At 60.8% G+C, this 22,774-nt stretch carries 20 protein-coding genes; 10 read left to right on the top strand and 10 right to left on the bottom strand.

Annotated elements, in window-relative coordinates; translation table 11 throughout:
* Window positions 1-1,030 precede the first annotated feature (1,030 nt).
* The 7 genes from BV034_RS12685 (at window position 1,031) to BV034_RS12650 (ending at window position 9,289) form a co-directional block, all read left to right on the top strand.
* Window positions 1,031-2,608: a hypothetical protein gene (locus BV034_RS12685; protein ID WP_050027380.1), complete on the top strand. Its 1,578-nt coding sequence runs from the start codon at window positions 1,031-1,033 to the stop codon at window positions 2,606-2,608.
* Window positions 2,609-2,657: 49 nt separating this feature from the next.
* Window positions 2,658-2,846 carry a hypothetical protein gene (locus BV034_RS12680; protein ID WP_050027379.1) on the top strand — a complete coding sequence of 63 codons (189 nt, stop codon included), beginning with the start codon at window positions 2,658-2,660 and terminating at the stop codon, window positions 2,844-2,846.
* A gap of 95 nt (window positions 2,847-2,941) precedes the next feature.
* A complete protein-coding gene (locus BV034_RS12675; RefSeq protein ID WP_050027378.1) occupies window positions 2,942-3,835 on the top strand; it encodes a DMT family transporter in 894 nt (297 codons plus the stop codon).
* A gap of 1,394 nt (window positions 3,836-5,229) precedes the next feature.
* Entirely contained in the window at window positions 5,230-5,433 is a 204-nt protein-coding gene (locus BV034_RS12665; protein ID WP_050027376.1) for a hypothetical protein, read from the top strand.
* A 156-nt stretch (window positions 5,434-5,589) separates the two neighbouring features.
* Window positions 5,590-6,606: an NAD(P)-dependent alcohol dehydrogenase gene (locus BV034_RS12660; RefSeq protein ID WP_050027375.1), complete on the top strand. Its 1,017-nt coding sequence runs from the start codon at window positions 5,590-5,592 to the stop codon at window positions 6,604-6,606.
* A 183-nt stretch (window positions 6,607-6,789) separates the two neighbouring features.
* Entirely contained in the window at window positions 6,790-8,496 is a 1,707-nt protein-coding gene (locus tag BV034_RS12655) for an FAD-dependent oxidoreductase (protein ID WP_050027374.1), read from the top strand.
* 76 nt (window positions 8,497-8,572) lie between these two features.
* Entirely contained in the window at window positions 8,573-9,289 is a 717-nt protein-coding gene (locus BV034_RS12650) for a PEP-CTERM sorting domain-containing protein (protein WP_050027373.1), read from the top strand.
* 180 nt (window positions 9,290-9,469) lie between these two features.
* Here the strand turns inward: BV034_RS12650 and BV034_RS12645 are convergent, their stop codons facing one another.
* A complete protein-coding gene (locus BV034_RS12645; protein WP_050027372.1) occupies window positions 9,470-9,826 on the bottom strand; it encodes an SCP2 sterol-binding domain-containing protein in 357 nt (118 codons plus the stop codon).
* 234 nt (window positions 9,827-10,060) lie between these two features.
* Between BV034_RS12645 and BV034_RS12640 the strand changes: the two genes are divergently transcribed.
* Window positions 10,061-10,702, top strand: coding sequence for a dihydrofolate reductase family protein (locus tag BV034_RS12640; RefSeq protein ID WP_050027371.1), 642 nt, complete (start codon window positions 10,061-10,063; stop codon window positions 10,700-10,702).
* Window positions 10,703-10,995: 293 nt separating this feature from the next.
* On the opposite strand, the gene BV034_RS12635 is transcribed toward BV034_RS12640, so the two are convergent.
* Window positions 10,996-12,555, bottom strand: a complete 1,560-nt coding sequence (locus BV034_RS12635) for a phospholipase D family protein (RefSeq protein ID WP_050027370.1) — start codon at window positions 12,553-12,555, stop codon at window positions 10,996-10,998.
* A gap of 234 nt (window positions 12,556-12,789) precedes the next feature.
* Between BV034_RS12635 and BV034_RS12630 the strand changes: the two genes are divergently transcribed.
* Window positions 12,790-14,103, top strand: coding sequence for an SGNH/GDSL hydrolase family protein (locus BV034_RS12630; RefSeq protein ID WP_050027369.1), 1,314 nt, complete (start codon window positions 12,790-12,792; stop codon window positions 14,101-14,103).
* 674 nt (window positions 14,104-14,777) lie between these two features.
* Here the strand turns inward: BV034_RS12630 and BV034_RS12625 are convergent.
* The 8 genes from BV034_RS12625 to BV034_RS12585 all read right to left on the bottom strand — a co-directional run bounded on the left by BV034_RS12625 (window position 14,778) and on the right by BV034_RS12585 (window position 22,059).
* Window positions 14,778-15,770 carry an aldo/keto reductase gene (locus tag BV034_RS12625; protein WP_050027368.1) on the bottom strand — a complete coding sequence of 331 codons (993 nt, stop codon included), beginning with the start codon at window positions 15,768-15,770 and terminating at the stop codon, window positions 14,778-14,780.
* Between the two features lie 39 nt (window positions 15,771-15,809).
* Entirely contained in the window at window positions 15,810-16,205 is a 396-nt protein-coding gene (locus BV034_RS12620; protein WP_050027367.1) for a cupin domain-containing protein, read from the bottom strand.
* A gap of 288 nt (window positions 16,206-16,493) precedes the next feature.
* Entirely contained in the window at window positions 16,494-16,883 is a 390-nt protein-coding gene (locus BV034_RS12615; RefSeq protein WP_050027366.1) for a putative quinol monooxygenase, read from the bottom strand.
* Window positions 16,884-16,921: 38 nt separating this feature from the next.
* Window positions 16,922-17,947, bottom strand: coding sequence for an AraC family transcriptional regulator (locus tag BV034_RS12610; RefSeq protein ID WP_063768764.1), 1,026 nt, complete (start codon window positions 17,945-17,947; stop codon window positions 16,922-16,924).
* 1 nt (window position 17,948) lies between these two features.
* Complete coding sequence (locus BV034_RS12605) at window positions 17,949-19,004, bottom strand: NAD(P)-dependent alcohol dehydrogenase (protein ID WP_050027390.1); 1,056 nt, start codon at window positions 19,002-19,004, stop codon at window positions 17,949-17,951.
* Window positions 19,005-19,689: 685 nt separating this feature from the next.
* Entirely contained in the window at window positions 19,690-20,283 is a 594-nt protein-coding gene (locus BV034_RS12595) for an NAD(P)H-dependent oxidoreductase (protein WP_050027364.1), read from the bottom strand.
* 99 nt (window positions 20,284-20,382) lie between these two features.
* Window positions 20,383-21,663 carry a DUF6596 domain-containing protein gene (locus BV034_RS12590; RefSeq protein WP_050027363.1) on the bottom strand — a complete coding sequence of 427 codons (1,281 nt, stop codon included), beginning with the start codon at window positions 21,661-21,663 and terminating at the stop codon, window positions 20,383-20,385.
* A 21-nt stretch (window positions 21,664-21,684) separates the two neighbouring features.
* The gene (locus tag BV034_RS12585; RefSeq protein WP_038170545.1) at window positions 21,685-22,059 is read right to left on the bottom strand and encodes a YciI family protein; all 375 of its coding nucleotides are present in this window, start codon (window positions 22,057-22,059) and stop codon (window positions 21,685-21,687) included.
* A 385-nt stretch (window positions 22,060-22,444) separates the two neighbouring features.
* Between BV034_RS12585 and BV034_RS12580 the strand changes: the two genes are divergently transcribed.
* On the top strand, window positions 22,445-22,774 hold a 330-nt coding region (locus BV034_RS12580), incomplete at its 3' end, for a sigma factor (RefSeq protein ID WP_304944981.1).

Here is a 22,774-nt window from a genome sequence, read left to right as displayed (position 1 = left end):
AACTACAGGGGTGCTGGGTGGTTGATTGCCAAACACCAGTGGGGATGAAGTTGGGCGGCAGCCGTCAGTCTGACCACGACTGCATTGGCTCCTAGAGCTCACCCTCTGCCAGTGCGTGAACAACACCAGTCGTAGTTGTCGACGTGAGGAGAGCGGACCAACCGCGCGCGTTTTGGGGTGGCTGCCAAGGAACCCAGCTCTGGCTAGTGAGCCTCAGTCCGAAGTTAATCCCCGAAGGGGATTTGTAGCACAGCCCAAGGTTGAACGAGCCTTAAGCGAGTTAACCTTGGGTACATCTGCAGAGGTTCGTGAGGTGGGGAGGCCGACAGCATTCACTTCCTCCCCCACCGCCATCAACACCTCCACGTCTGGCGAATGCGATGTCGCGCACAGCCCGAGGTTCGCGGCAAGATGCCGCGAACAGCACGCAGGGATGTGTGCGCTCCCCAAGCTTCCCCGGCACAGACCATCTGGAGAAATCGCGCGGCCACGTCAGCCACCCCAGGTTCCTTGGCAGGCACTAGTTTTCCGGTCTGCCATAGGTCCTTCGCAAAGCACCTTCGCTTACCCACCGTCTGCCTTTTCACCGCGAGACGGGTGTCACAACAAAAACGAATCGATAGAATTACGCCTTCTCGGCAAGATCAACACCCCCCATCCGAAACGCCGATGTTTTGATGTGCCACCCATCAAACCTTGGCTCACCCCATTTCAGCCCCCACCGCACCATTTCCGCATTTCTGGTAACTTCGTCTCCCGGATGGCAAGAGTGTTGAAGGACCTCACCCCCCCTACCAACAATGACGATCGAAAAACCTTCCTGGGTCAGTTCACCGCGGCACCGCCGCTGCCGCACCCGTTCCAGTTGCTCGATGAACTGGACATTTTCACGTGGGTAAACCAAGCTGGGGCAGTCCTCACACGCAGTGATGCCTCTTCCTTAGCTCCGCATCTCGCAGGAAGGCCGCCATCTGCCCTCCAGTCTCCCACCCCGCTCTGCCGCCCCCGATCCCTCTCACGCTCTGCCGCTATGAACGCCACCGGTTCCGTCACCAATCGCGCCAACGACTTCGGCATTGCCACGAATGCCCCACCTGACGATTCCATACGGGCCCTGAGAGACCACATCGGGAGTCGCAGCGTGGGAGGGCGATTCGTCTCCTGGGTGAAGAACTCAGGTGGCCTCACCGCCAAAGACCAAAAGTATCATCAGATCTTCGAGAAGGCCCTTGTGGCCAAGCTGGGCAGCCCCCAGGCGGTCAAGGAGCTCTTCGACGAACTGAACTTCTCGACCTCCAAGCCGCTGAGCGCCCGGAAGATTGACCTGGTCATGAGTGCGGCGAACAGCAAGGTCCAGCCCCAGCCAGGTCCGGTCAAGCAGCAGCAGGCACCGACGACTGTCAGCACCACCCCGAGCCCAACGCCGACGGTTCCGACCACCACCCCCACGCTACCGATAACACCCCTCCAAGTGAGCCAGGGCATCAGCCCGCCAGACAGCCAGATCGTCACCCCACAAGACGTGGACCAAGACTATCAGGGCAGGATCGATGCCGAAGCACAGTTGAGCTCCCCTACGCCCCCACAGACAGTTGGCCTGAAGCAGATTGACCGGAGCAAAGATCAGGTGGATGCGCAGGTTCCGCCCCAGCATGGCGTTGACTCAGACAAGGAGCACCAGGAACGCCTCGATCTCGGCGAGCAGCTCAGCTCTGCGACCACCACGCCGATGAGCGGCCCCAAAACGGATCCCGTCATCACTCCGACATCCAGCCAGGCCCAGGCCCAGCAGGACTTCGAAAAGGAGTACCAGGAGAGCGTGGATCCGGGGGCAAAGTACAGCCCCTCCGCCTTGGACCTTCGCTCCAGCCTCATCAGCCAGTTCAAGGGGGATGATCGCGAGAACTTCATGGCGGCACACCAAGTTCTCCGGGCCTTGAACTTGAAGGAGAACGAGGAGATAACACCCGAGCACGCCGCCCTGGCCCAAAAACTTGTCCAGAGGTACGAGGATTGTCGCGGCACACCTCTTCACCAGGAACTCACGCAACCGGAGACCAAGTTCCCCGAGTACTTCGGCACCACCTTCAAGACCATCGTCAACAACGGTTGGGATCCGCGGGTGGATCTCCTGACAACGGGGGAACTCATTGCCCTGAACACCTACACCGGCAAGGAATACACGAAGATCAACCAGGAGCTCCATGGCAAACAGCCCATGACCCCGTTCACGCAGACCATAACCAGTCTGGCCGCTCAGGGCCTGGACAAGCTGCCCAAGTACACCGGCATGACGGTTCGTGGAACCGATCTACCGCGCGGAGCGGACCGGGATTGCGTGCCGGGCGCGGTCTTTGCGACTTATGGATTCACCAGCAGCTCGGCCACCTCGGCTTTCCGGGGTACCCACCAGTTTGTGATCCACGGCTCAGAAGGCCGCGACATCAGCTTCCTCTCTAAATTCCCCAAGGAGAAGGAGATCATCTTCCCGCCCGCCCACCAGTTCAGGGTGCTGGATCGCACCGGGGAGGTCGAATACGATTCGCCCGACTATGGCTGTCTCCCGAAGGATCCCGGCGTTGCCACGGTAACGATCACGCTGGTCTAGTCATCCCTCTCCCCCTCTCCCATTCATCTCCGCCTCTTCCTTCTCCACCATGAAGATCATTCCACCCAGCACTCCTCCGCCCCCGCTCACCCCTGAAGAGCAGGCCCTGGTCGCTGAATCCAGAGCCTTCCTGGAATCCCTCAAGGACCGCCCCCTGGTCTCCGAAGGACTCCAAGAAAGAGCCTCCGAGACTGGCACCGAGTCAGTCGAGGAATCGGATGACACGCCTCTGATCTGACGCTTGGAGGGACCGGGAGGGACGAGTTCGCCAGCTATGCCGCACTGCCCCCAGGTGATCCTTTGCGCTCGTTTCGCGTTATGCGAAACTGCTCAATGAGCCGCCCTCTCCGTTCCGCGCTGTACGCGCCCATACTGGTACTGGGCTCGATGGTTTCGATTTCGATTGGAGCCTCGACGGCCAAAGGGCTCTTTCCTGTATTAGGGCCATCCGCCACCGCCTTTGTACGGGTCGGGGTGGCGGCCATCGTCTTGCTGGCCATTTGGCGCCCCTGGCGCGCGGCCCCTTCCCGCCAACAAGCGAGGTCCATTGTGACCTATGGCATGGTTCTTGGCATACTGAACCTGACCTTCTATGAAGCCATGGCCAGACTGCCCATTGGCATTGCCATCGCGATCGAGTTTCTAGGCCCGCTTTCCGTCGCCTTCTTCATGTCCCGGGGAAGGCTGGACATCCTCTGGGCCACCCTCGCGCTGATCGGCGTGGCATTGTTGCTTCCTCTTACCAGCATTCAACGAAGCATCGACCCCGTCGGCATTGGTTTCGCACTGATGTCGGCAGTGGCTTGGGGTTGCTATATCGTGATCGGCAAGAAGGCAGGAGCCTCTTATCATCCCGGTTACGCAACGGCCATCGGCACCACCGTGGGCTTCCTCTCGATCGCTCCCTTTGGAGCGATGGCAGCGTGGCAGGTCGAGTGGCATTACTCTTTGTTCATTACCGCAATCGCCGTCGGAGTGCTCTCCAGCGCCATCCCCTTTTCATTGGAAATGGTCGCCTTGAAACATCTCGACTCCAAGACCTTCGGTATCCTGTTGAGTCTTGAGCCCGCCCTTGGCGCCATGGCGGCGTTTCTCATGCTGAACGAGCAAATCTCATTGATACAATGTCTGGCGATTGCCTGCGTCATGATCGCATCCATTGGCTCTACCGTGACCTCACGAGCGCAATCAAAAGACCTGCTTGGCGGTGAAGCAGGGGCACCCTAAGTACCTGTTTGGACAAGATAAGCCCGGGTGTTGCGGGACATGGAGGGCTGGCGTTGCCCTAGGCCGCCATGATGCGCCTCATTCAGTCAGCTTGCGGAGTCTGGCGTACAGCCAGGTTCCACCCGCCCAACCCACAAAGATCAGGACTCTTTGCCAATGGGTCTTTCCGTTGGCCAGATCGGCCCGAGTGCCTCCTTGAGAGCGCCCACCACCAGCGGCTTTTGACCGTTGCAGGGTTGCCCGACACCCTCCGAGGGAAGCTGCCGTCCACAAACCGAGCAGAATCCAATCCCGGCGCCCGAGATCGCCACGCGCCTTCTTTTTGACATTGGAATTCTCCGGACCGGCCCCCATGCCTGCCATCATCGCACGTCGGTCAAGGGGAGGCCAGGCAGACTCGGACACTGGATGCTGAGGAAGAGCTGTGCAAGCTGAAGTCAATGTCGCACTGGGCACTTGGCAATCGCACTGCACGTCTGTATCCTCACAGAGAAAAACGTAATCACCGCCATGCGCCGCACTTTCCACATCCTGGCCATTCTTCTGCTGATGAACTGCGCTACTGGATGCCGGAGGCATCCCAGCCCTTAGCCGGGGGTTGAGCGTAGCGATACCCCCGGAAAACAACAACCTCGCGTTCACCCCGGAGGGGTGACAGCAATAGGCGCCTGCAAAGGGACGTCGCTGGCATCCGCTCCGGGATGCAATTCCTATGCTGATCATCCGGAGGTGTCAGTCGCTCTGCTCCTGCAACCTCCGGCTAAGGGCTGTGATGCCTCCGGCATCGGCCGGCATCACAAGTTGCGGGATCAGATCATCTGAAGCAACATCCCGGTCGAGAAGCCCCCCTCAAACACCTCTACTTCGCGATGAGGGATTAGATTTAGGACTGAGGCTGACTAGCCAGAGCCGGTTCGGTCCGCAGTTTATCCCCGAAGGGGATATCTAGCCCAGCCCAGTGGTTGGACGAGCCTTAAGCGAGTCAACCCTGGATACCTCCGCAGAGGATGATCAGGTGGGAAGGCCGACAGCATCTGCTTCCCCCCACCGCCGTCAACACCTCCATGTCAGACCCCCAAGGTTCCTTGGCAGGCACCAACTGAAGCGTCTGCCATGAGTCCTCCGCTCACACGCGGGACCGGAGATCCCGCCTCCTCTATCCGACTGGCACTACGCAGGGGCAGAAGGATAGCCGCCTCGGCTCTTGAAAGCCCTGAGCCGACAGGGACCGTCGGACGACTCCTGTGGATCGCCCCGGGCGTAGTCCCGAGGTGTCATCCGGCTCAGTCGCCGTGAGGAGGCGCGGCCAAACTCCTTTCAGCGGAGGAAGGGCACGCAAGCTTGGCAATCGCACGCCTCTTCGGTATCCTTGAACCCAAAGCACAAAACCTGCCATGCCGAAGCCCAGCACCCGTTCGATCCAGGCCACGCGCCAAGCGGGGCTCATGCTGGGCAAAGATAGCCTCTATGCCGCAGGCAGTCTCCTGGTTGGCCTCCTTCTGGTGCGCTACTGCATCTCATCGTATCCCATGAAGCGGTGCGCCTTCTCGGAGAACCTCCGTTCCGATCTCACCACCGACATTCTCCTTTCGCGTTAAGTTAGCGCCCGTCAGCGGTGCAACCCCTGCTCTCATCTTCAGCCTTCCCCAGCCACATTTTCTCTGGCAGCGTGCCTCAGACGCCCAACACTATCCGCCCAAACGTATTCCGGCAGATCAACCCTGTCATCCCCATCCCACCCCACCCACCACCTCATGAGCACCATCAACGCCTACGCCGCCACCCAGGCCGGAGCCCCGCTGGAACCTTTCTCCTTTGATGCCGGGGAGCTCGGCGTGGAGGAGGTCGAGATCAAGGTCACCCACTGCGGCATCTGCCACTCAGACCTCTCCATGCTGGACAATGACTGGGGCATGACGGGTTTCCCCTTCGTCCCTGGCCACGAAGCGGTGGGCATCGTCACCGCGCTTGGCTCCGGGGCCAAAGGCGTGGAGATTGGTCAACGCGTGGGCATTGGCTGGTCCGCCTACAGCTGCCTCTCGTGCCACGAATGCCTTTCCGGGCGTCACAACCTCTGTGCGAAGACCCAGGGGACCATCGTGGGTCGCCACGGTGGCTTTGCCGACAAGCTCCGTGCGCAATGGACCTGGGTACGCCCCCTGCCCGAGGGCCTGGACATGACCACCACTGGCCCGCTGCTCTGCGGCGGCATCACCGTATTCTCGCCTTTCTTTGAGTACTCCATCCCCCCGACGGCACGTGTCGGCATCATCGGCATCGGTGGCCTGGGGCACATGGCTCTCCAGTTTGCCAACAAATGGGGCTGCGAAGTGCATGCCTTCACCACCAGCGAGAGCAAAGAGGCCGAGGCCCGGAAGCTGGGAGCCCACCATGTGCACAACACCAAGAACCCGGATGCGCTGAAGAAGATCGCCGGCAGCCTGGATCTCATCATCTCCACCATCAATGTGCCACTGGATCTGCACGGCCTCCTTGGCACGCTGGCCCCGACCGGCCGCCTCCACGTGGTGGGTGCTGTCATCGAACCCATGCCCCTCCCCGCGCTGGATCTCATCTTCGGCCAGAAGTCCGTCTCCGGCTCCCCCACCGGCAGCCCGACGGTCATCGATGCCATGCTGAACTTCAGCGCCCGTCACGCCATCGCCCCCATCACCGAGACCTATCCCATGAGCCAGGTGAACGATGCCCTGGAGCATCTTCGCTCGGGGAAAGCGCGGTACCGGATCGTGCTGGTGAACGAAAACAATTAACCGCAGAGGCACAGAGAACACAGAGGGGGAAAAACATCAAAATTCAAAACTCAAACTTCAAGGAAAGCTCCATGAGCACTCCTGATCCCATCTTGTCAATCTGATCAAAATCTTGTTAAACCTGTCTGAAATCAGTCTCTGTGCCCTCTGTGACTCTGTGGTTAATTCCTAGTTCCCCTACCTATGTTCACGCATTCTGACGAAGAAGAGGATGAGCGCTTCTACCGCGACACGGAGAGCACCGCGTTCCCCAAGCTGAGTGATCACCAGCTCTCGCTGCTGGAGCCACTCGGGGCACGGCGCATCGTCCTGCGTGGGGAGGTGATCTTCCCTGCCGGGGTGCGGGATTTCCCCATGGTCGTCGTCATCCAGGGCGAGCTGGAGGCCTACGAGACGCGGGAGGAGGTGGAGCAAATCCTGGCCACTCCTGGTCCGCGGGACTTTATCGGAGAGGTCTCCATGCTCAATGGCACCTCCTCCATTGCCGGGGTGCGAGGAAAAGCGGATGAGACGGAGATCCTGGAGATCCCCGCGGTCAAACTGCGCAAAGCCCTTGCAGAACTTCCGGGCGTGGGTGAGCCGGTGGTGCAGGCCTTCATGATGCGGCGGCAGCGGCTGCGCCGGGATCGCGAGCTGGCCGGGCTGCGCATCCTCGCGCACCCAGGCTGTCAGGGGGCACGACGCATCGATGATTTCCTGGACAAGAACCACATCCCGCATCGGCTCATCGATTCCACCACGCTGGAGTGCCGAGCCCTGTGCGAGCGCCTGGGCGTTGCCGATGACGACCTGCCCGCCTTGATCGCCAGTGACGGATCTATTTCACGAAACCCCGCCATCTTCGACGTCGCCCGCATTGCTGGCCTTCTGCGCCCCCTGTGCTCAGACGGGCGTGAGGAAATATTCTGCGACCTCGCCATCGTGGGGGCCGGTCCTGCTGGTCTGGCCGCCGCCGTGAATGCCGCGTCTGAAGGCCTCAGTACCGTCGTCCTGGAAAGCTTCGCCCCCGGCGGACAAGCTGGCTCCTCCTCCCTCATCGAGAACTTCTTTGGCTTTCCCACCGGGATCAGCGGCGGGGATCTGACCTACCGCGCCCAACTGCAGGCCTTCCGCTTTGGTGCCAAGTTCTCCACTCCATCCAGAGTGCTTTCCTTAAACTTCCCTGGCGGTGAGCATGGCGCCGCCCTCGAGATCGAAGGCAGCCCCACCACGCTCCGGACCAAATGTGTCATCATCTCCAGCGGCGCCCAGTACAACAAACTCGGGGCCGAGGGGCTCGAGGACTTTGAGGGCCTGGGCGTCTTTTATGCCGCAACTGTCATGGAGGCCCAGTTCTGCCGTGGCGGCACCGCCGTCGTCGCTGGCGCGGGCAATTCCGCAGGCCAGGCAGCCATGTTCATGTCAGAACACGCGGCCAAGGTGTACCTCGTGATCCGCGGGGATGACCTGACCAAAAACATGTCCAGCTACCTGTCCAGCCGTGTCGAGACCAAGCCCAACATCGAGATCCTCCGGCAGACCGAGATTCGAAAGCTGTCCGGAGCCGGTCGTCTGGAGAGCATCGAGATCGAAAACACCCGTAACGGAGAGCGCCGCACGGTGGAGACCACGGCCGTCTTCTCCATGATCGGGGCCAGACCCTGCACGAGCTGGCTCCCTCCTGAGATCCTCCTGGACGAAAAGGGCTTCATCCTCACTGGGGCCGCCATCGCCCACGCCCCGGCATGGCAGGGCGCAGGCCGCGCCCCCTACCCCTTCGAGACCAGCCGCCCCGGCATCTTCGCCGCCGGAGACGTGCGCTCAGGCTCCGTGAAGCGCTGCGGCGCTGCCGTGGGTGAAGGCAGCATGGCCATCGAGAACGTCCATCAGGTGCTGGGCACGTACAGTTGAGGGACAGCCAAGCTACAGTTGAATGTTTTCGTGGCAAGGCAACGTATGAGCCTCCCCAGCCATTCAAATTTTGACCATGTTCCTCATCCGTTGCAGCCTTCTCGCGGCTTTCTCCACCCTCATCCTGACACCCACCACGAAGGCGGCGACCCTCTGGACGAATGACTTTGAATCGGCAGGTGGATACGTCACCTCATCCACCGCCGGCTTCTCCGCAGCCCTCGTGGCAAACCCCGACGCATCGGGCGTGAACACCTCTGCCCAGGTTTTGGGAATCAACATCACGGCAGCTGGTTCGTCGGACAGATTCTTTGAAGTGCGGGGCAAATCGGCAGGTGCAACGGCCGGATACTCGCTTGCCGGGCTGGGCACTCCTGGAGACACCAATTTCAAATTCACCCTCACCTTTGACATCTACATCCCCTCTGGTGGAACGACAGTCACCAGCGATGACAGGCTCCTCTACATCCTCCGCTTCACCAATGGGCAAAGCGACAGCGTCACTCCCTCTGTGCTTGGAGTGACGACATTCGACATTTCCAACGCCGCCAATCGCGGCTCTTGGAAAACGCTGACTTACACAGGCACTGTTCCCGCACTGGACGCCAACTCCCAAGCCGTGAACTACATCACTCCCATCATCTCCTGGAAAGACGGAGCTGGGAATGACACCGCTGGCGTGATGGCCTATATGGACAACGTCTCCTTCACAGTATCCACCGTCCCAGAACCTGGCAGGGCGATGTTGCTGCTGATGGGCCTGTCAGCTTTTCTCTGGCGTCGTCGCCGCTGAGTGGGCTGAGGGCTTGCTCCCCCAGCCATAGGCGACTCTTTGGGATCTACAGAGCAACATCTGCTCTGTGTCCTCTGTGACTCTGTGACTCTGTGACTCTGTGACTCTGTGACTCTGTGACTCTGTGACTCTGTGACTCTGTGACTCTGTGGTTAGCTTACCAAGCAGGCCACGCTCCGGTCACGCCGCGCCCAGCGCCTGACTGAGCTTCATCGCCACCGTCATGTCGCCCTTCACCTTCAGCGTGCCCATCATGAAGGCCATGCGGGGATTGAGCTTGCCCGCCAACAGCGAGACAAAGTCCTGATCCCGCATGGAGAAGGTGCAGGTCCCCTCCTCCTCCGCCGGACGCACGCCTGCCGAGCCGGGACGGAAGTCCACCAGCCACGACCCGCCCTGCGGCCCGGAGAGATCAAACCGGAACGTCGCATTCACCAGCGCCTGGAGCTCAGGGCTCTCCGTCTTCTCCGCCACACGGGTGTTGAAAAGCTCGGCCGGAGTGTTGCTGGTGGAGGAGTCGTCGGAATGGGCAGGCATGCAGGTTTATCGAATGCCCACGCCCTCTGCTCAAGAAGGAATGTCACCCAATTGAGGCATGAGGTGGAAAAGTGAAAGAAGTTGTCGAATTTCGGCGAGCCCAGTCGACCAGACTATGAACCGGTCCGCCACGACTGCCAAAACCAACGACAAACGCAATCCGATTACCTCTAGGCCGGCCTCCCCCAACGGCGGTCGCCTGCCAAACACGAATCACCAACGCCAAAGAAAACTATGTCCAAGCTACGAGTTCATTGTTTCACCGTATCCCTGGATGGGTTTGGTGCCGGTCCGGATCAAAGCCTCGAACAGCCACTCGGCATGGGTGGCCTTAACCTGCACGAATGGCTCCTCCCCACGCGCGCCTTTCAGAAAATGCATGGGGATGGGGATGGCACGACGGGCGTTGACAACGACTTCGCAGAACGCGGTTCAGACCGGATTGGCGCGTGGATTCTTGGGCGCAACATGTTCGGACCGAGTCGCGGCGAGTGGCCAGATGACGAATGGAAAGGCTGGTGGGGTGAAGACCCGCCGTATCACACCCCGGTCTTCGTGCTCACGCACCATCCGCGCGAGCCGATCCAAATGGAGGGCGGCACCACATTCTATTTCGTCACCGAGGGCATCCATGCCGCCCTGGAGCGCGCCAGAGAGGCGGCAGGTGGACTGGATGTGCGCCTCGGCGGCGGCCCAGCGACCATCCGGCAATACCTTCAGGCTGGCTTGGTGGACGAGTTGCACTTTGCCATATCTCCCATCCTGCTGGGAAGCGGCGAGCCCCTCATCGCAGGGCTGGACCTGGCCAAGCTCGGGTACAAGGTCACCGAGACCGTAAATTCTCCCGGTGCTATGCATGTGGTGCTCAAGAAATAACATCTCGGACAAAGAGAAGCATTAGGGGAACTGGCGCTGCCGCGCCGCTGCCGCCCATCCCTCCGACACTGGAAGCCGCAAGGACAAGCAAAGTGTCTGCGCATTCAACACCTGGCCCCGCTTGCGGGGCCAGGTGTTGGAGTCCAACGAGGCAGAAGGATATCAAAGAGCTTTCGATGTCGGAGCCCTCCCACGCCCCCCAATTCTGACGCACTGACGCACTGGAATCCGAAGCGCACGAAGCAAAACACCGGAAGACACCTGACCGCAAACCCACATCCATCCACCCAGCGTCACAACTGGCTCTCAATAGGCAGCATTGAGCAGATCCGCAGCATCAGTCCCTTCTTGAATCCCCCCTTGGGTTCGGACTTCAACACCACGATCTTCCCGTCCTCCTTCGTCGTCCACTGCAGCCCGTCCGGGGTGAGCTCGACGTGATAGGCGCGTTCGGAGAACTTTCTTTCCAGATCCCCAAGCATCTGCTGTGCCAGTTCCGGGGAGTCTACGAGCATGCCGACCTCAGTATTCAGGTTCAGCGAACGCGGATCGAGATTCATCGAACCGACGAAGACCCAGCGCCGGTCGAACACAAAAGTCTTCGCGTGCAGCCCGGCCTTCGACGACCCCGTCAGGCTGAAAGACGATCCGCCATATCCGCTCTTCTCGCCCGGAGCGGGCGGGACGGCCTTCATCTCACAGACTTCGACGCCGCCCCGCAGCAAAGATTTGCGATAGCGGATATAGCCTGCATGCACCGCCGCCACATCCGTGGAAGCCAGCGAGTTCGTGATGACGGTCACCTTTACGCCGCGCTTGCGCAATTCCGCGAACCAATCGACACCGTTCTTCCCGGGAATGAAATAGGGCGACACAAGGAGAACCTCCCCCTTGGCGCGCTCCACCATAGCCCGGAGCTGGGGGGCAAGATGGGTCGAGGCATCGTCCGGACGTGTCAGCACCTTGTTCGGATGATCGGCCACGACCACCGCCCGGCCTTCATAAAAGGGCAGCCCATTCAAGGTGGCCTTCGCCAGCCTGCTGGATCGCATGATCTGACCATAGGGAGACCGCGCCATCGACTCGCGCTGTGATACAAGGTCCTTCACCTCCTTTTGAATCTCTGCGTCACTGACCTTTACACGACTTACCTTCGTGATTGGCACGGAAGCCTCGCTATTCCAATACAGTTCAAAGGAATCCTCCACCTCACCCACGACCGGTCCCCTGGCCACGACGTCGAAGTCGGCAAAGTTCATGCCTTCAGCCACCCCGAAGTACTCGTCGCCAATGTTGCGCCCTCCTACAATGGCCACCTTGCCATCCACTATGAAGGACTTGTTGTGCATCCGACGGTTCACACGCTGAAAGTCCAGCAAGACACCCAGCATGCGGGCCGAGCGCAAAGGAAGAGGATTGAACAACCGCACCTCAATGTTGGGATGACTGTCGAGAATGAGCAGATTGCGATCCTTGGCCGCCACCCCCATGTCATCCAGCAGAAGGCGGGACTTCACCCCTCGCTCCGCCGCCTGAATCACGGCACCAGCAAGCAGTTTACCCGTCTGGTCCCCATGCCAGATATAGTACTGGAGATCCAGAGAGCGCTGCGCTTTCTCGGCAAGAGCCATCCGCGCCACAAACGCATCCGCCCCATTGACCAGAGGGAAAACTCCAGAGACTTCGGCGCTGTGTTTGGCTGCCGTGGGTCTGCCATCAGCCCCTCCCGCAGATCCCCGAGCATCAGAAATGCCGGACCCGGCATGCGAGGCGCAGCCCCCCAGTACAACAGGCAACAGGGCAAACAACAGAGTGCAAACCGCCGCACACAGCTGGCTGAATCGGATCTTCATATGGTTGGAGAGCCCTTCCCGCGACGGATCTGTATTCGAAATACCAGCGGACTAAGGAGCATTTACGCAGATCGCCCATCGAATGACAACCACCGTTAAAGTTCAAAAAGGCATCGCCCGCCTGCGACTCAGGGCATCCCCAAAAGGGAGACAAGTTCCTGCCTAGCTCAAAACCTTTATTGCTACAGTCTGCCCGCTCCCCGCGTTACCTTCCCTCTCATCCTCACACCCTGCATGAAGCTCCTTCGCCGTACGTTCCTCACCTCCTGCGCCGCCCCCTTGCTGTCGGCCAATCTCATTGCCACCGCAGCTCCGTCACCAGCAGTGCCGCCCGTGTTGAGGGACGCGGCCGAGGTCACCCCGCGCGGCGGCCTGCCCAACGCGCTGGCCAAGTTGCAGGCCGGGCAGCCTGTCAAGGTGGGCTATCTGGGCGGCAGCATCACCGCCGCCCCCGGCTGGCGGGTGAAGTCGCTAAAGTGGCTCCAGGAGAAGTTCCCCACCGCCAAGCTCACAGAGATCAACGCCGCCATCGGCGGCACCGGGTCCGACCTCGGGGTGTTTCGCGTGCAGAGGGATGTGCTGGACCACAAGCCGGACCTGATGTTCGTGGAGTTCGCCGTGAATGACGGCGGCGCCGACCCGGCCCGCATCCAGAAGTGCATGGAGGGCATCGTACGCCAGACCTGGAAGGTGGATCCCACCACAGACATCTGCTTCGTGTACACTCTCAGCGAACCGTTTCTAAAGGATCTCAAAGAAGGCAAAGCCTCCCAGTCCGCCACCGCCATGGAAGGTGTGGCCGACCACTACCAGATCCCCAGCATCCACTTCGGCGTCGGCGTGGCCAGCCTGGAGAAGGAGGGCAAGCTCATCTTTAAAGGTGAGAAGCCCACTGCCCCTGCCAAACCGGGCGATCCGATCCTGTTCTCCGGAGACGGCGTGCACCCCCATGTAGAGACCGGCCATGAACTCTATCTCCAGACCATCATCCGGGCCTGGCCCGTCATTGCAGAGAAAGGCGCAGGGGCCAAACCTCACGCCCTGATCGCCCCCCTGCGGGCAGACAACTGGGAGAAAGCCAAACTGGTGCCCGTGACTCAGGACATGCTGAAGGGCAGTTGGACGAAGATCGACATGCCCACTCATCCCATCGGCAAAGGCTATCAACAACGCCTCCCTGGCATGTGGAAAGCCACTGGCCCGGATGCCGTGCTGGAGTTCGAGTTCGAGGGCTCGCACGTCGCTGGCTACGACCTCGTGGGACCGGATGGCGGGCAACTGGAAGTAACGGTGGACGCCCTGCCGCCGAAGAAACTGGCCCGCATCGATGCCCACTGCACCTACCACCGGCTGGCCACTTCCCTGCTACTCACCGGTGCCCCTGAGGGCCGCCACCACGTGAAGGTCCAGCTCCTGGCCGAAGCGCCCGACAAACGCAAAATCCTTTTCCCCAAGAATGTTCCGGACCTGGAGAAGAATCCGGCGAAGTATCAGGATAACGTGTGGTATCTGGGTGGGCTGTTGCTGTTGGGGGATTTGGTGAAATAACGGACCCCAACCGCGAGACCCATACTGTAGACGCTTCAGCTAGTGCCTGCCAAGGAACCTGGGGTGGTGAAACGTGGTCTGGCCGTTTCTCAAAGTGGCCTTTGCCTGGGAGGCTCGGGGAGCGCACGCATCCCTGCGTGCTGTTCGCGGCATCTTGCCGCGAATGTCAGGCAGTGCATGACATCGCATCCGCCTGACGTGGAGGCGTTGATGGCAGAGGGGAGAAAGCGGATGCTGTCGGCCTCCCCACCTGATCATCCTCTGCGGAGGCACCCAACGTTGACTCGCTTAGGGCTCGTCCAACGTTGGGCTGTGTTAGAGATCCCCGCTGGGGATCAACTTCGAACTGAGATGGGAACCTCTAGGTGGTTCCTTGGCGGCCACCCCAAAACGCACGCGGATGGTCCGTTCTCCTCACGTCGACAACTACATAGGCGCTGGGTGGTGGGTGATCAAATACCAGTGGGTGGGGGCATCGGCGGAAGCCCATCAGCTTGCCTGCGGCCACATCAACCGTACGCATTCCCCCCTCTGCCGAAGGACTGCCAACACCGGCCGTAGTTGTCGACGTGAGGAGGCACTTATTTCCTCGTCTACCACTCCCTTCGCCCCAAGCCCACTCGCCCACACAACGCCCGCACCTCCACCGCGAGGCCCACACCGGGCCCACGCCCTTACCGTCCCGTCATCTTCTCCAGCGCCTCCGGATACCTCGCCCCCTCCACGGTGATCTGCGAGGCCGCAGCCTCGATGTCACTCAGATCGTCCGACGTCAACTCCACCTCTGCTGCACCGATGTTCTCCTCCAGGCGGTGAAGCTTCGTGGTTCCAGGAATCGGCGAAATCCAGGGCTTCTGCGCCAGCAACCATGCCAGCGCGATCTGGGCAGGCGTGGCCTGCTTACGCTCTGCGATCCTCCCCAGCAGGTCAATCAAAGCCTGGTTTGCCTTCATCGCCTCCGGCGTGAACCGCGGCAGCTTGCTCCGAAAGTCAGAGCTGTCGAACGTGGTGCTCTGATCCATCTTGCCAGTCAGGAAGCCCTTGCCCAGCGGGCTGTACGGCACGAAGCCGATGCCAAGCTCCTCCAGCGTCGGGATCACCTCTTTCTCCGGCGTCCGGGTCCACAGCGAGTATTCACTCTGCAGGGCGGTCACCGGCTGCACGGCTTGAGCACGGCGGATGGTCTGGGCTCCGGCTTCGGAGAGGCCAAAGTGCTTCACCTTGCCCTCCTCAATGAGTTGTTTCACCGCACCGGCCACCTCTTCAATGGGCACGGCGGGATCCACCCGATGCTGGTAGAACAGGTCGATGACATCCACCTTGAGCCGCTTGAGCGAGGCTTCCGCGACTTCCCGGATGTGCTCCGGGCGGCTGTTCAGCCCCGGGGCGGTACGCGGATCGGTGCCGATGTCGAATCCGAACTTGGTGGCGATCACCACTTTCCCGCGGAACGGTGCCAGGGCCTCGCCCACGAGTTCCTCGTTGATGAAGGGCCCATAGACCTCTGCCGTGTCGAAGAAGGTGACGCCGCGATCCACCGCCCCGTGCAGCAGCGCGGTCATCTCCTGCGTGTCTTTGGGCGATCCGTAGCCAAAGCTCATGCCCATGCAGCCCAGGCCGATGGCGGAGACTTCGAGACCGCTGTTTCCGAGTTTGCGTGTTTTCATAGAACTCCAAGTTGGGAAAGAAGGGTGGTTGATCTGGGATCAGGCCTGGTACTGCGCGTCCGTCACATGCTCCAGCCAGTCCACGAACTTGCCATCGAGTTGCTCCTGGATGGCGATGTGAGTCAGCGCCGTGGTCGGTGCCGCACCGTGCCAGTGCTTCACGCCTGGCGGAAACCAGACGACATCGCCCGGGCGGATCTCCTCAATGGGACCACCCTCCACCTGCACCCGGCCACAACCCGCAGTGACGATGAGTGTCTGCCCCAGCGGGTGCGTGTGCCAGGCAGTACGGGCCCCGGGTTCAAACGTGACGCTGGCTGCGGCAGCCCGTGTCGAGTCCTTCGGCTGGAACAGCGGATCAATCCGCACCGTTCCTGTGAACCATTCAGCCGGCCCTTTGCCGGAGGGTTGCGATCCGTTTCGAGTGATGGTCATGTTCATAGAGGACGTGGATTTCATGTTTGCCCGCGATGCGGATGGAATGCGGGCGTATGCTGCGAGGATGAGCGCTGCGGTCAGGCCCGCAGTTTGCAAGAAGGCGCGCCGATCTCGGGCTGGTTCCATTGACTGATCGCCCGGTTCCAACCGGCGCGTGGTTTCAGGGAAGGCTTCGATCTTCACCCTTGCACAATGTACCAGACTTGCCAATCGAGCACTAGCAGGGAACGCCAACTCACTTGCCGAACACGCCACGCCCCCTTGTGGGCCCCGCATCTACGCTATTTACCTGGGCCGGGCACCGAGCAAAATCGGATCCGTCTCCACGAGCACCAGCGATCTGATCATTTCTCCAGTTGTTACCTTGTACCTTTTGAAGTGGGGAGTCTCCAGATGCGCCCGGTAGGCCGCGTCATCCGCATACACCTCAAAGATACGGATGCGGGTGGGTTGTCCCTTCACTGCGACGGCATACAGGGACAACACTCCCGGCTCCAGCTGGACCGAGGCCTCGATCTCCGCCTTAAGCTCTGCCTTGTAAGCTTCCAGATGCGACGGATGAATTTCCAACTCAGCAATGCGGACAAGCGGCATCGGCGCCTCGGCTGCAGAGCCGAGCCCGAACGGCGACAGGAGGGCCAGGACTGCAATGACAAACAGACGGATTTTTTTCATGAGGCCATTGAGTGAGTGAGTGAAAACTGAAGCGCCCATCACGCCGCCGTGGCGCGACGGTCCGCCTCATACTCCGGCTGTCTCGTCCGCCATTCCCCTGGCGAGGTTCCTTCCCAACCTTGAAAGGCGCGGAAGAACGAGTTGGCATCCTCATAGCCGAGCAGGAACGCCACACCATTCAGCTCCAATGAACTCTGCCGGAGGTAGTGATGCGCCAGCTCCCGCCGGGTGTCCTCCACCAGTTGCTGGAAGGTGATCTCCGCTTCGCCAAGGCGGCGCTGCAAGGTGCGGGGGCTCATCGCCAGTTCCTGGGCAATGTCTTGCAGGGAGGGACGCCGCCCTGCCAGTGAACGCTTGAGGGTGCGCTTCACCTGATCCCCTACATCGGTCCCCGCATGGCGCGACTCCAGCTCTGACTCCAACTGCGCCCCAATAGCCGCCAGCAGTTCCACATTGTGCGTCAAAAACGGACGATCCAGGTCCCTCTTGTGAAACACCAGCGCATTCCGGCCCGCCTTGAACTTCACCTTGCAACCAAAGTGCTCCTCCAGCACCTCGCGATGCTGCACTGCCCGGTTCAACTCCAGACGCAGTGGCGTGATCTGTCCATCCGTACCCCGGCGTCCCACGGACAAAATCCACGCCAGCGCCGTGTCCACCAGCACGCTGGGCTCACTCTCGTCCGCCTCAATGTACACGAACTCCACGGCCACTTCATCCCGGGTGACCCGTACCCGGATTTCCTCCGGGCAGGTCAGCTGCTTGTAGCGGGCCATGCGCTCCAGCGCATCGCCATAAGAGCGGCTGCACACCGCAACCATGGCGGAGGGATGATAGCGCTCCAGCCGGGGCTCAGAACCCAGCTTCACCCCAATGGCCGGGTCCTGACTCAACTCGCCAATGGCGCGATACAGAGCAAAAAGCTCCGCCGTGTTGGCATAGATCTTCTCCTGCTGGAAGAACCCCAGAGGCAGCCCCGCCTGCCGGAGCAGGGCTGGCAACACCAACCCCAGCTCCGCCAGACGGCCCGACAGAAGATTAGAGATGCGAAACCGGTCGTTCATATCACGCTTTGAGGGAGGCCATGTCGATCACGAAACGGTAACGCACGTCCTGCTTCAGAAGACGCTCCCAGGCCTCGTTGATCTTCTGCATGGGGATGAGCTCGATGTCCGAAACGATCTGGTGTTTTGCGCAGAAGTCCAGCATCTCCTGCGTCTCGGCGATGCCACCGATGGCCGAGCCAGAAAAATTGCGGCGCGGCAACAACAGGTTGAAGGCCGCCACCGGCAGCGGTTCCTCCGGCGCGCCCACCAGCGTGAGCGTGCCATCCAGCTTGAGGAGGCTCAGGTAGGCATTGATATCATGCTGGGCAGACACTGCATCCAGGATGAAGTCAAAGCTTGCCGTGTGCTTCGCCATCGCGTTGGCATCCTTGGACACCACCACCTCATGCGCTCCCAGGCGGAGCCCGTCCTCAATCTTGTTGGGCGAGGTGGTGAAGAGCACCACATGAGCCCCAAAGGCGCGGGCGAACTTCACCCCCATGTGCCCCAGACCGCCCAGTCCCACCACGCCCACTTTCTGTCCCGGTCCCACCTTCCAGTGGCGCAGGGGCGAGTAGGTGGTGATGCCGGCACAAAGCAGCGGGGCCGTCGCCGCAAGGTCCAAGCCCTCCGGCACCCGCAGCACAAAGGCCTCATCCACGACGATGCTGGTGGAGTAGCCCCCGAACGTGGGCCCGCCCAGGATCTTGTCTTCGCTGTTATAGGTAAAGGTGGGGAAGGACAGACAGTATTGCTCCTGACCCGCCCGGCAGTTGTCGCATTTCCCGCAGGAGTCCACCATGCACCCCACGGCGGTGATGTCGCCCGTTTTGAACTTCTCCACCTCGGCCCCCACCCGGGTCACCCGGCCAACGATCTCGTGACCGGGCACGCAGGGGTAGATCGTATTCTTCCACTCGTTGCGGGCCTGGTGGAGATCCGAGTGACACACCCCGCAATAGAGGATTTCCATCTCGACATCCCAGGGGCCCGGCTCCCGGCGGGCAATGTCATATGAACCAAGAGAACTTGTAGCGGACTGTGCAGCAAAGGAGTGAACAGAGTTGGTTTTCATGTTCCCCACCGTATCGCGAGCGCCCTGACGGGTCACTAGCAAGACACGCCACACCCCTTGCAAAACACGCCAAAGTTTTTTAGCGTGTCGAACCACGCCCGACGCCGCCTCAGGAGCAGTCCGATGGTCTCCATCGGCTCAGTCGCTGGAAAGGACACTCGGACAAAGGCCAGAGGACGACCGGGGCAGCCAGCGAGTTCGCGGGTAAAACTCGCACGGCGCCTCCGCTGCCTGTGATCAGTAGTGGCGGCCGACCACAGGCGCTGTCTATGGAGAACGTCTCAGAAACCTTGGATGCCATCCGGTCTATCACGAATCATCTACCTCGCCGCGATCAACAACCCACCAATAACGGCCATCAATAGTGCGGGAACGGTTCCGCACCACGCAACATAGGTCAGGATTGCCGAATAGCGGTCCCCCATCAGCTTATGATGAAGCGAGAGAACAACCGCATACAATCTGAATAACTCACCGAGGCTAAAGGGAGTCAATCCACCGACTGGCAAGCGCATCTCCTCTGCCCACGCACGGTTCGTCTGCCGGATATGGGAAAGCAGCAGTCGTTGCGAAAAGTTCCCCAAAACAAACAAAACGGCAGCAGAAATTAGAAACGGTTCGTGCGTCACACGCCATAATACTCTGATTTTCCGAATTGACCAATCGACACCTGCAACCGTAGCGCTTACAGCAGCAATGCTGACTCAACTCTTTCGTCTACTGTCTTCAAGTCTTCTGTCTGCCGCAAAGCGGCCCTAACTAGCTCCACCGCCCCCTCATCAAAAAACGCCGCCCCTTCCTGCGCATACACCATGCCCACCTGCTTCAGCCCCAGGTAATCGCAGAAACTGCTGAAGGCCGCCTGGATGACCTCGTTTGGCTGTGGAGCATAACCTGTGGTGAGAAATGCCACCTTCCTTCCGCGCAAGCGGCGGCCCAGGTCCTTGCGGGAGTACAGCAGGTCCGTGAAGCGATCAATGAACTGCTTCATGGACGCCGAGTACGAGTACCAATACACGGGCGTGGCGAACACGATCAGCGGTGCCTCCACCATCCGCTCCATCATGCCAATGAAATCATCGTCGGAGTACTGCTGGCTGTAGGAAAACGGCGCAACCCTCACCTGATTGAGGTCCACCACCTCGCAGGGGAGATTTTCAAAGAGTCGCTGTAGAGCACGGGCCGTATTGCCCTCGCTGCGCGCACTGCCGAGGATGGCCAGGGCCGGTGCAGCAGTCGTCGGACACGTTGTTGAAGATGAGGTCAGTTCTGTATTCATAGATTCGGATAGAGATTGATGATTCAAAAGCGGCAACTGCCCGCTTTGATATTTCCTATAACCTTTGGACCACTGGCATCCCGCGCATGCCCTTGCAGACTATCTCCCGCTCAACTTCTCAGCTTTCTTGAAGAGATGGGCTCGCATGCCTGGATCATCCGTCAGCCCGGCGGCATGCAGACACGCCTCACGCGCCTCCGCCTCACGTCCCAGCAATTCTAGAATATGCCCCCGGGCCGCCCAATAGGGTTGATAGTCGCACACGCGCCCCTCGGGCAGGAGGTCCAGCGCCGACAGTGCAGCGTCGGGCTTGCCCACTTGGGCCAGAGCCACTGCCCGACCCACCAAGGCACCGATGCTGGGCGTCAGTTGGACCAGTCCTTCGTACAGGAGCAGAATCTCTTCCCAGTCCAGCCTTCCTGTATCGGCGCGGCTGGCGTGAATGGACTGGATCGCCGCCTCCAGTTGATAGCGCCCCATTTGATGTAACTTGGCCGCGACGCGCAACAACTCCTCCGCCTCGGTCATCAGCGGTCCCGACCAGAGAGAGGTGTCCTGCTCATCCAGCGGCACAAACCGCCCCTCCGCATCATACCGGGCCGCCCGCCGCGCCTCACAGTGCAGCATGAGCGCCAGCAGACCCAGCGCCTCCGGCTCCCGCGGCATGAGCTGCACCAGCGTGCGGCCCAGATGGATCGCCTCCTCCGCCAGGCCATGCTGGGTGGATCCCGCTTCCAGCAGACTCTCCCAGCCAGTCGTATAGGCCGCATAGATCGCGTCCAGCACGAAGGAGAGCCGCTCCTCCCACTCAGGTGGTTCCGGCACCCGGAAGGCGATCCCCGCATCGCGGATCTTGTTCTTGGCTCGAACCAACCGCTGGCTCATGGTGGCGGGGGAGACGAGAAATGCCGAGGCAATCCGTGCCGCCTCCACCCCCAGCACCACCTGCAGCATGAGCGGCGTGCGCACCGCGGGATCGATGGCCGGATGGCCGCACACGAAGAGCAGCTTGAGCCGCTCATCCGGGAAGGTATCACCCGTCTCTGCCACGTTGCGGACCTCCTCAGCCAGTTGTTGCAAGTGCGCCTCTGAATTCTGCCGCACCCTCTGGTGGCGCACGACATCAGTGATCCGGTTGCCCGCCACCCGCAGCAGCCAGGCCTCCGGCTTCTGAGGCACCCCATCGCGCGGCCACCGCTCCAGCGCCGTGGCCAGCGCCTCACTCAGGGCATCCTCCGCCCCCGCCACGTCACGGGTGCGGGCGGCCAGATACGCCAGCAGCCGTCCATAAGACTGCCGCACCAGAGCATCGATGGTTCGATGAGCCTCCTCATCGAGCACTCCTGGCACTTCGTCAGGTGATGGATCAGACACGTCCATGGCCAGTGGTGATACGAGTGATCAGGCAGTCTTCGCCGCCGGGCTGCCAACAGAGAAGTGCGACCCCATGAGCGGCCGCACCTCCACCGAGGCAAAGGCCGCCGCCGGATGACGCGCCGCCCACTCCAGTGCCGTGTCCAGATCCGGCACATCGATGATGCCAAAGCCCGCCAGGAACTCCTTGGACTCGGCATAGGGACCGTCATGCACCTGACGCTGACCATCCCGTACTCTCACAGTGGTGGCCGCCAGGGGCGACTCCAGCCCCGCCCCGCCCACGAAGATTCCCGCCGCCTGCAGTGCCTGGCCATAGGCCCGCCCCGCGGCCAGCACCGCCGCATCATCGCGACGGTCAAAGACTTCCTGAGATTGATGAACAAGCAGTGCGTACTTCATGAGATGTTTCGGTAGAGTTTGAGTGAAGGCGGACCAGTTCATCTGACCGCGCTACACAGGGATGACGACTCACCAGAAAGCATTTCGACAATTGGGAAAAAGAATACTTTGGCGGTCAAAGAAACACGAGACGTCGTGACGGAGGGCCGTCGGCTGGGTCAACCTTCACCCTGCCCAGAGTAGCAATAGCCGAGTCTCTTGTCACCCGGTCGAAGCTCCTCCTCGAAGAGGATTCGGCTACAAGCCCAACGTCGACGAGCTTCCAGCGAGTCTACGTTGGGCAAGTGAAAGATGAGCCCCCCCTTTTCCCAAAAATATTCCGGCAAAACTCCACCCCTTTGGCGGCTATCTCTATGGGAGCCCAACTCCCCCTTCTCTTCACCCGATGCCTCCCATCCCAGCCACCCCACCTCCACTCCCAGATCCCTCACCGGGCCCGCAGCACCAGTTCCTGCGCCTCTTGGCGGAGCATCAGGCGGGCCTGCACACCTTCATCCGTGCGATGCTGCCCACTCGAGAAGACACCGCCGCCGTGCTTCAAGATGTGCTGGTGGTGCTGTGGCAAAAGTTTGACTCTGCGCAGGACTTCAAGAAATGGGCCTATGGCGTGGCCCGGCTGGAGGTGCTCAAACACCTGCAAAAGATCCGGCGTGATCGCCACATCTTCGATGACGAGTTGGTGAACCGGCTTGCTGACGGAGCCATCGTCCACCAG

The organism is Verrucomicrobium sp. BvORR034 (assembly GCF_000739635.1).
Classification (GTDB): domain Bacteria; phylum Verrucomicrobiota; class Verrucomicrobiia; order Verrucomicrobiales; family Verrucomicrobiaceae; genus Verrucomicrobium.
The sequence above is the reverse complement of the archived record's forward strand: the minus strand, read 5'-3'. Positions and strand labels throughout refer to the sequence as shown.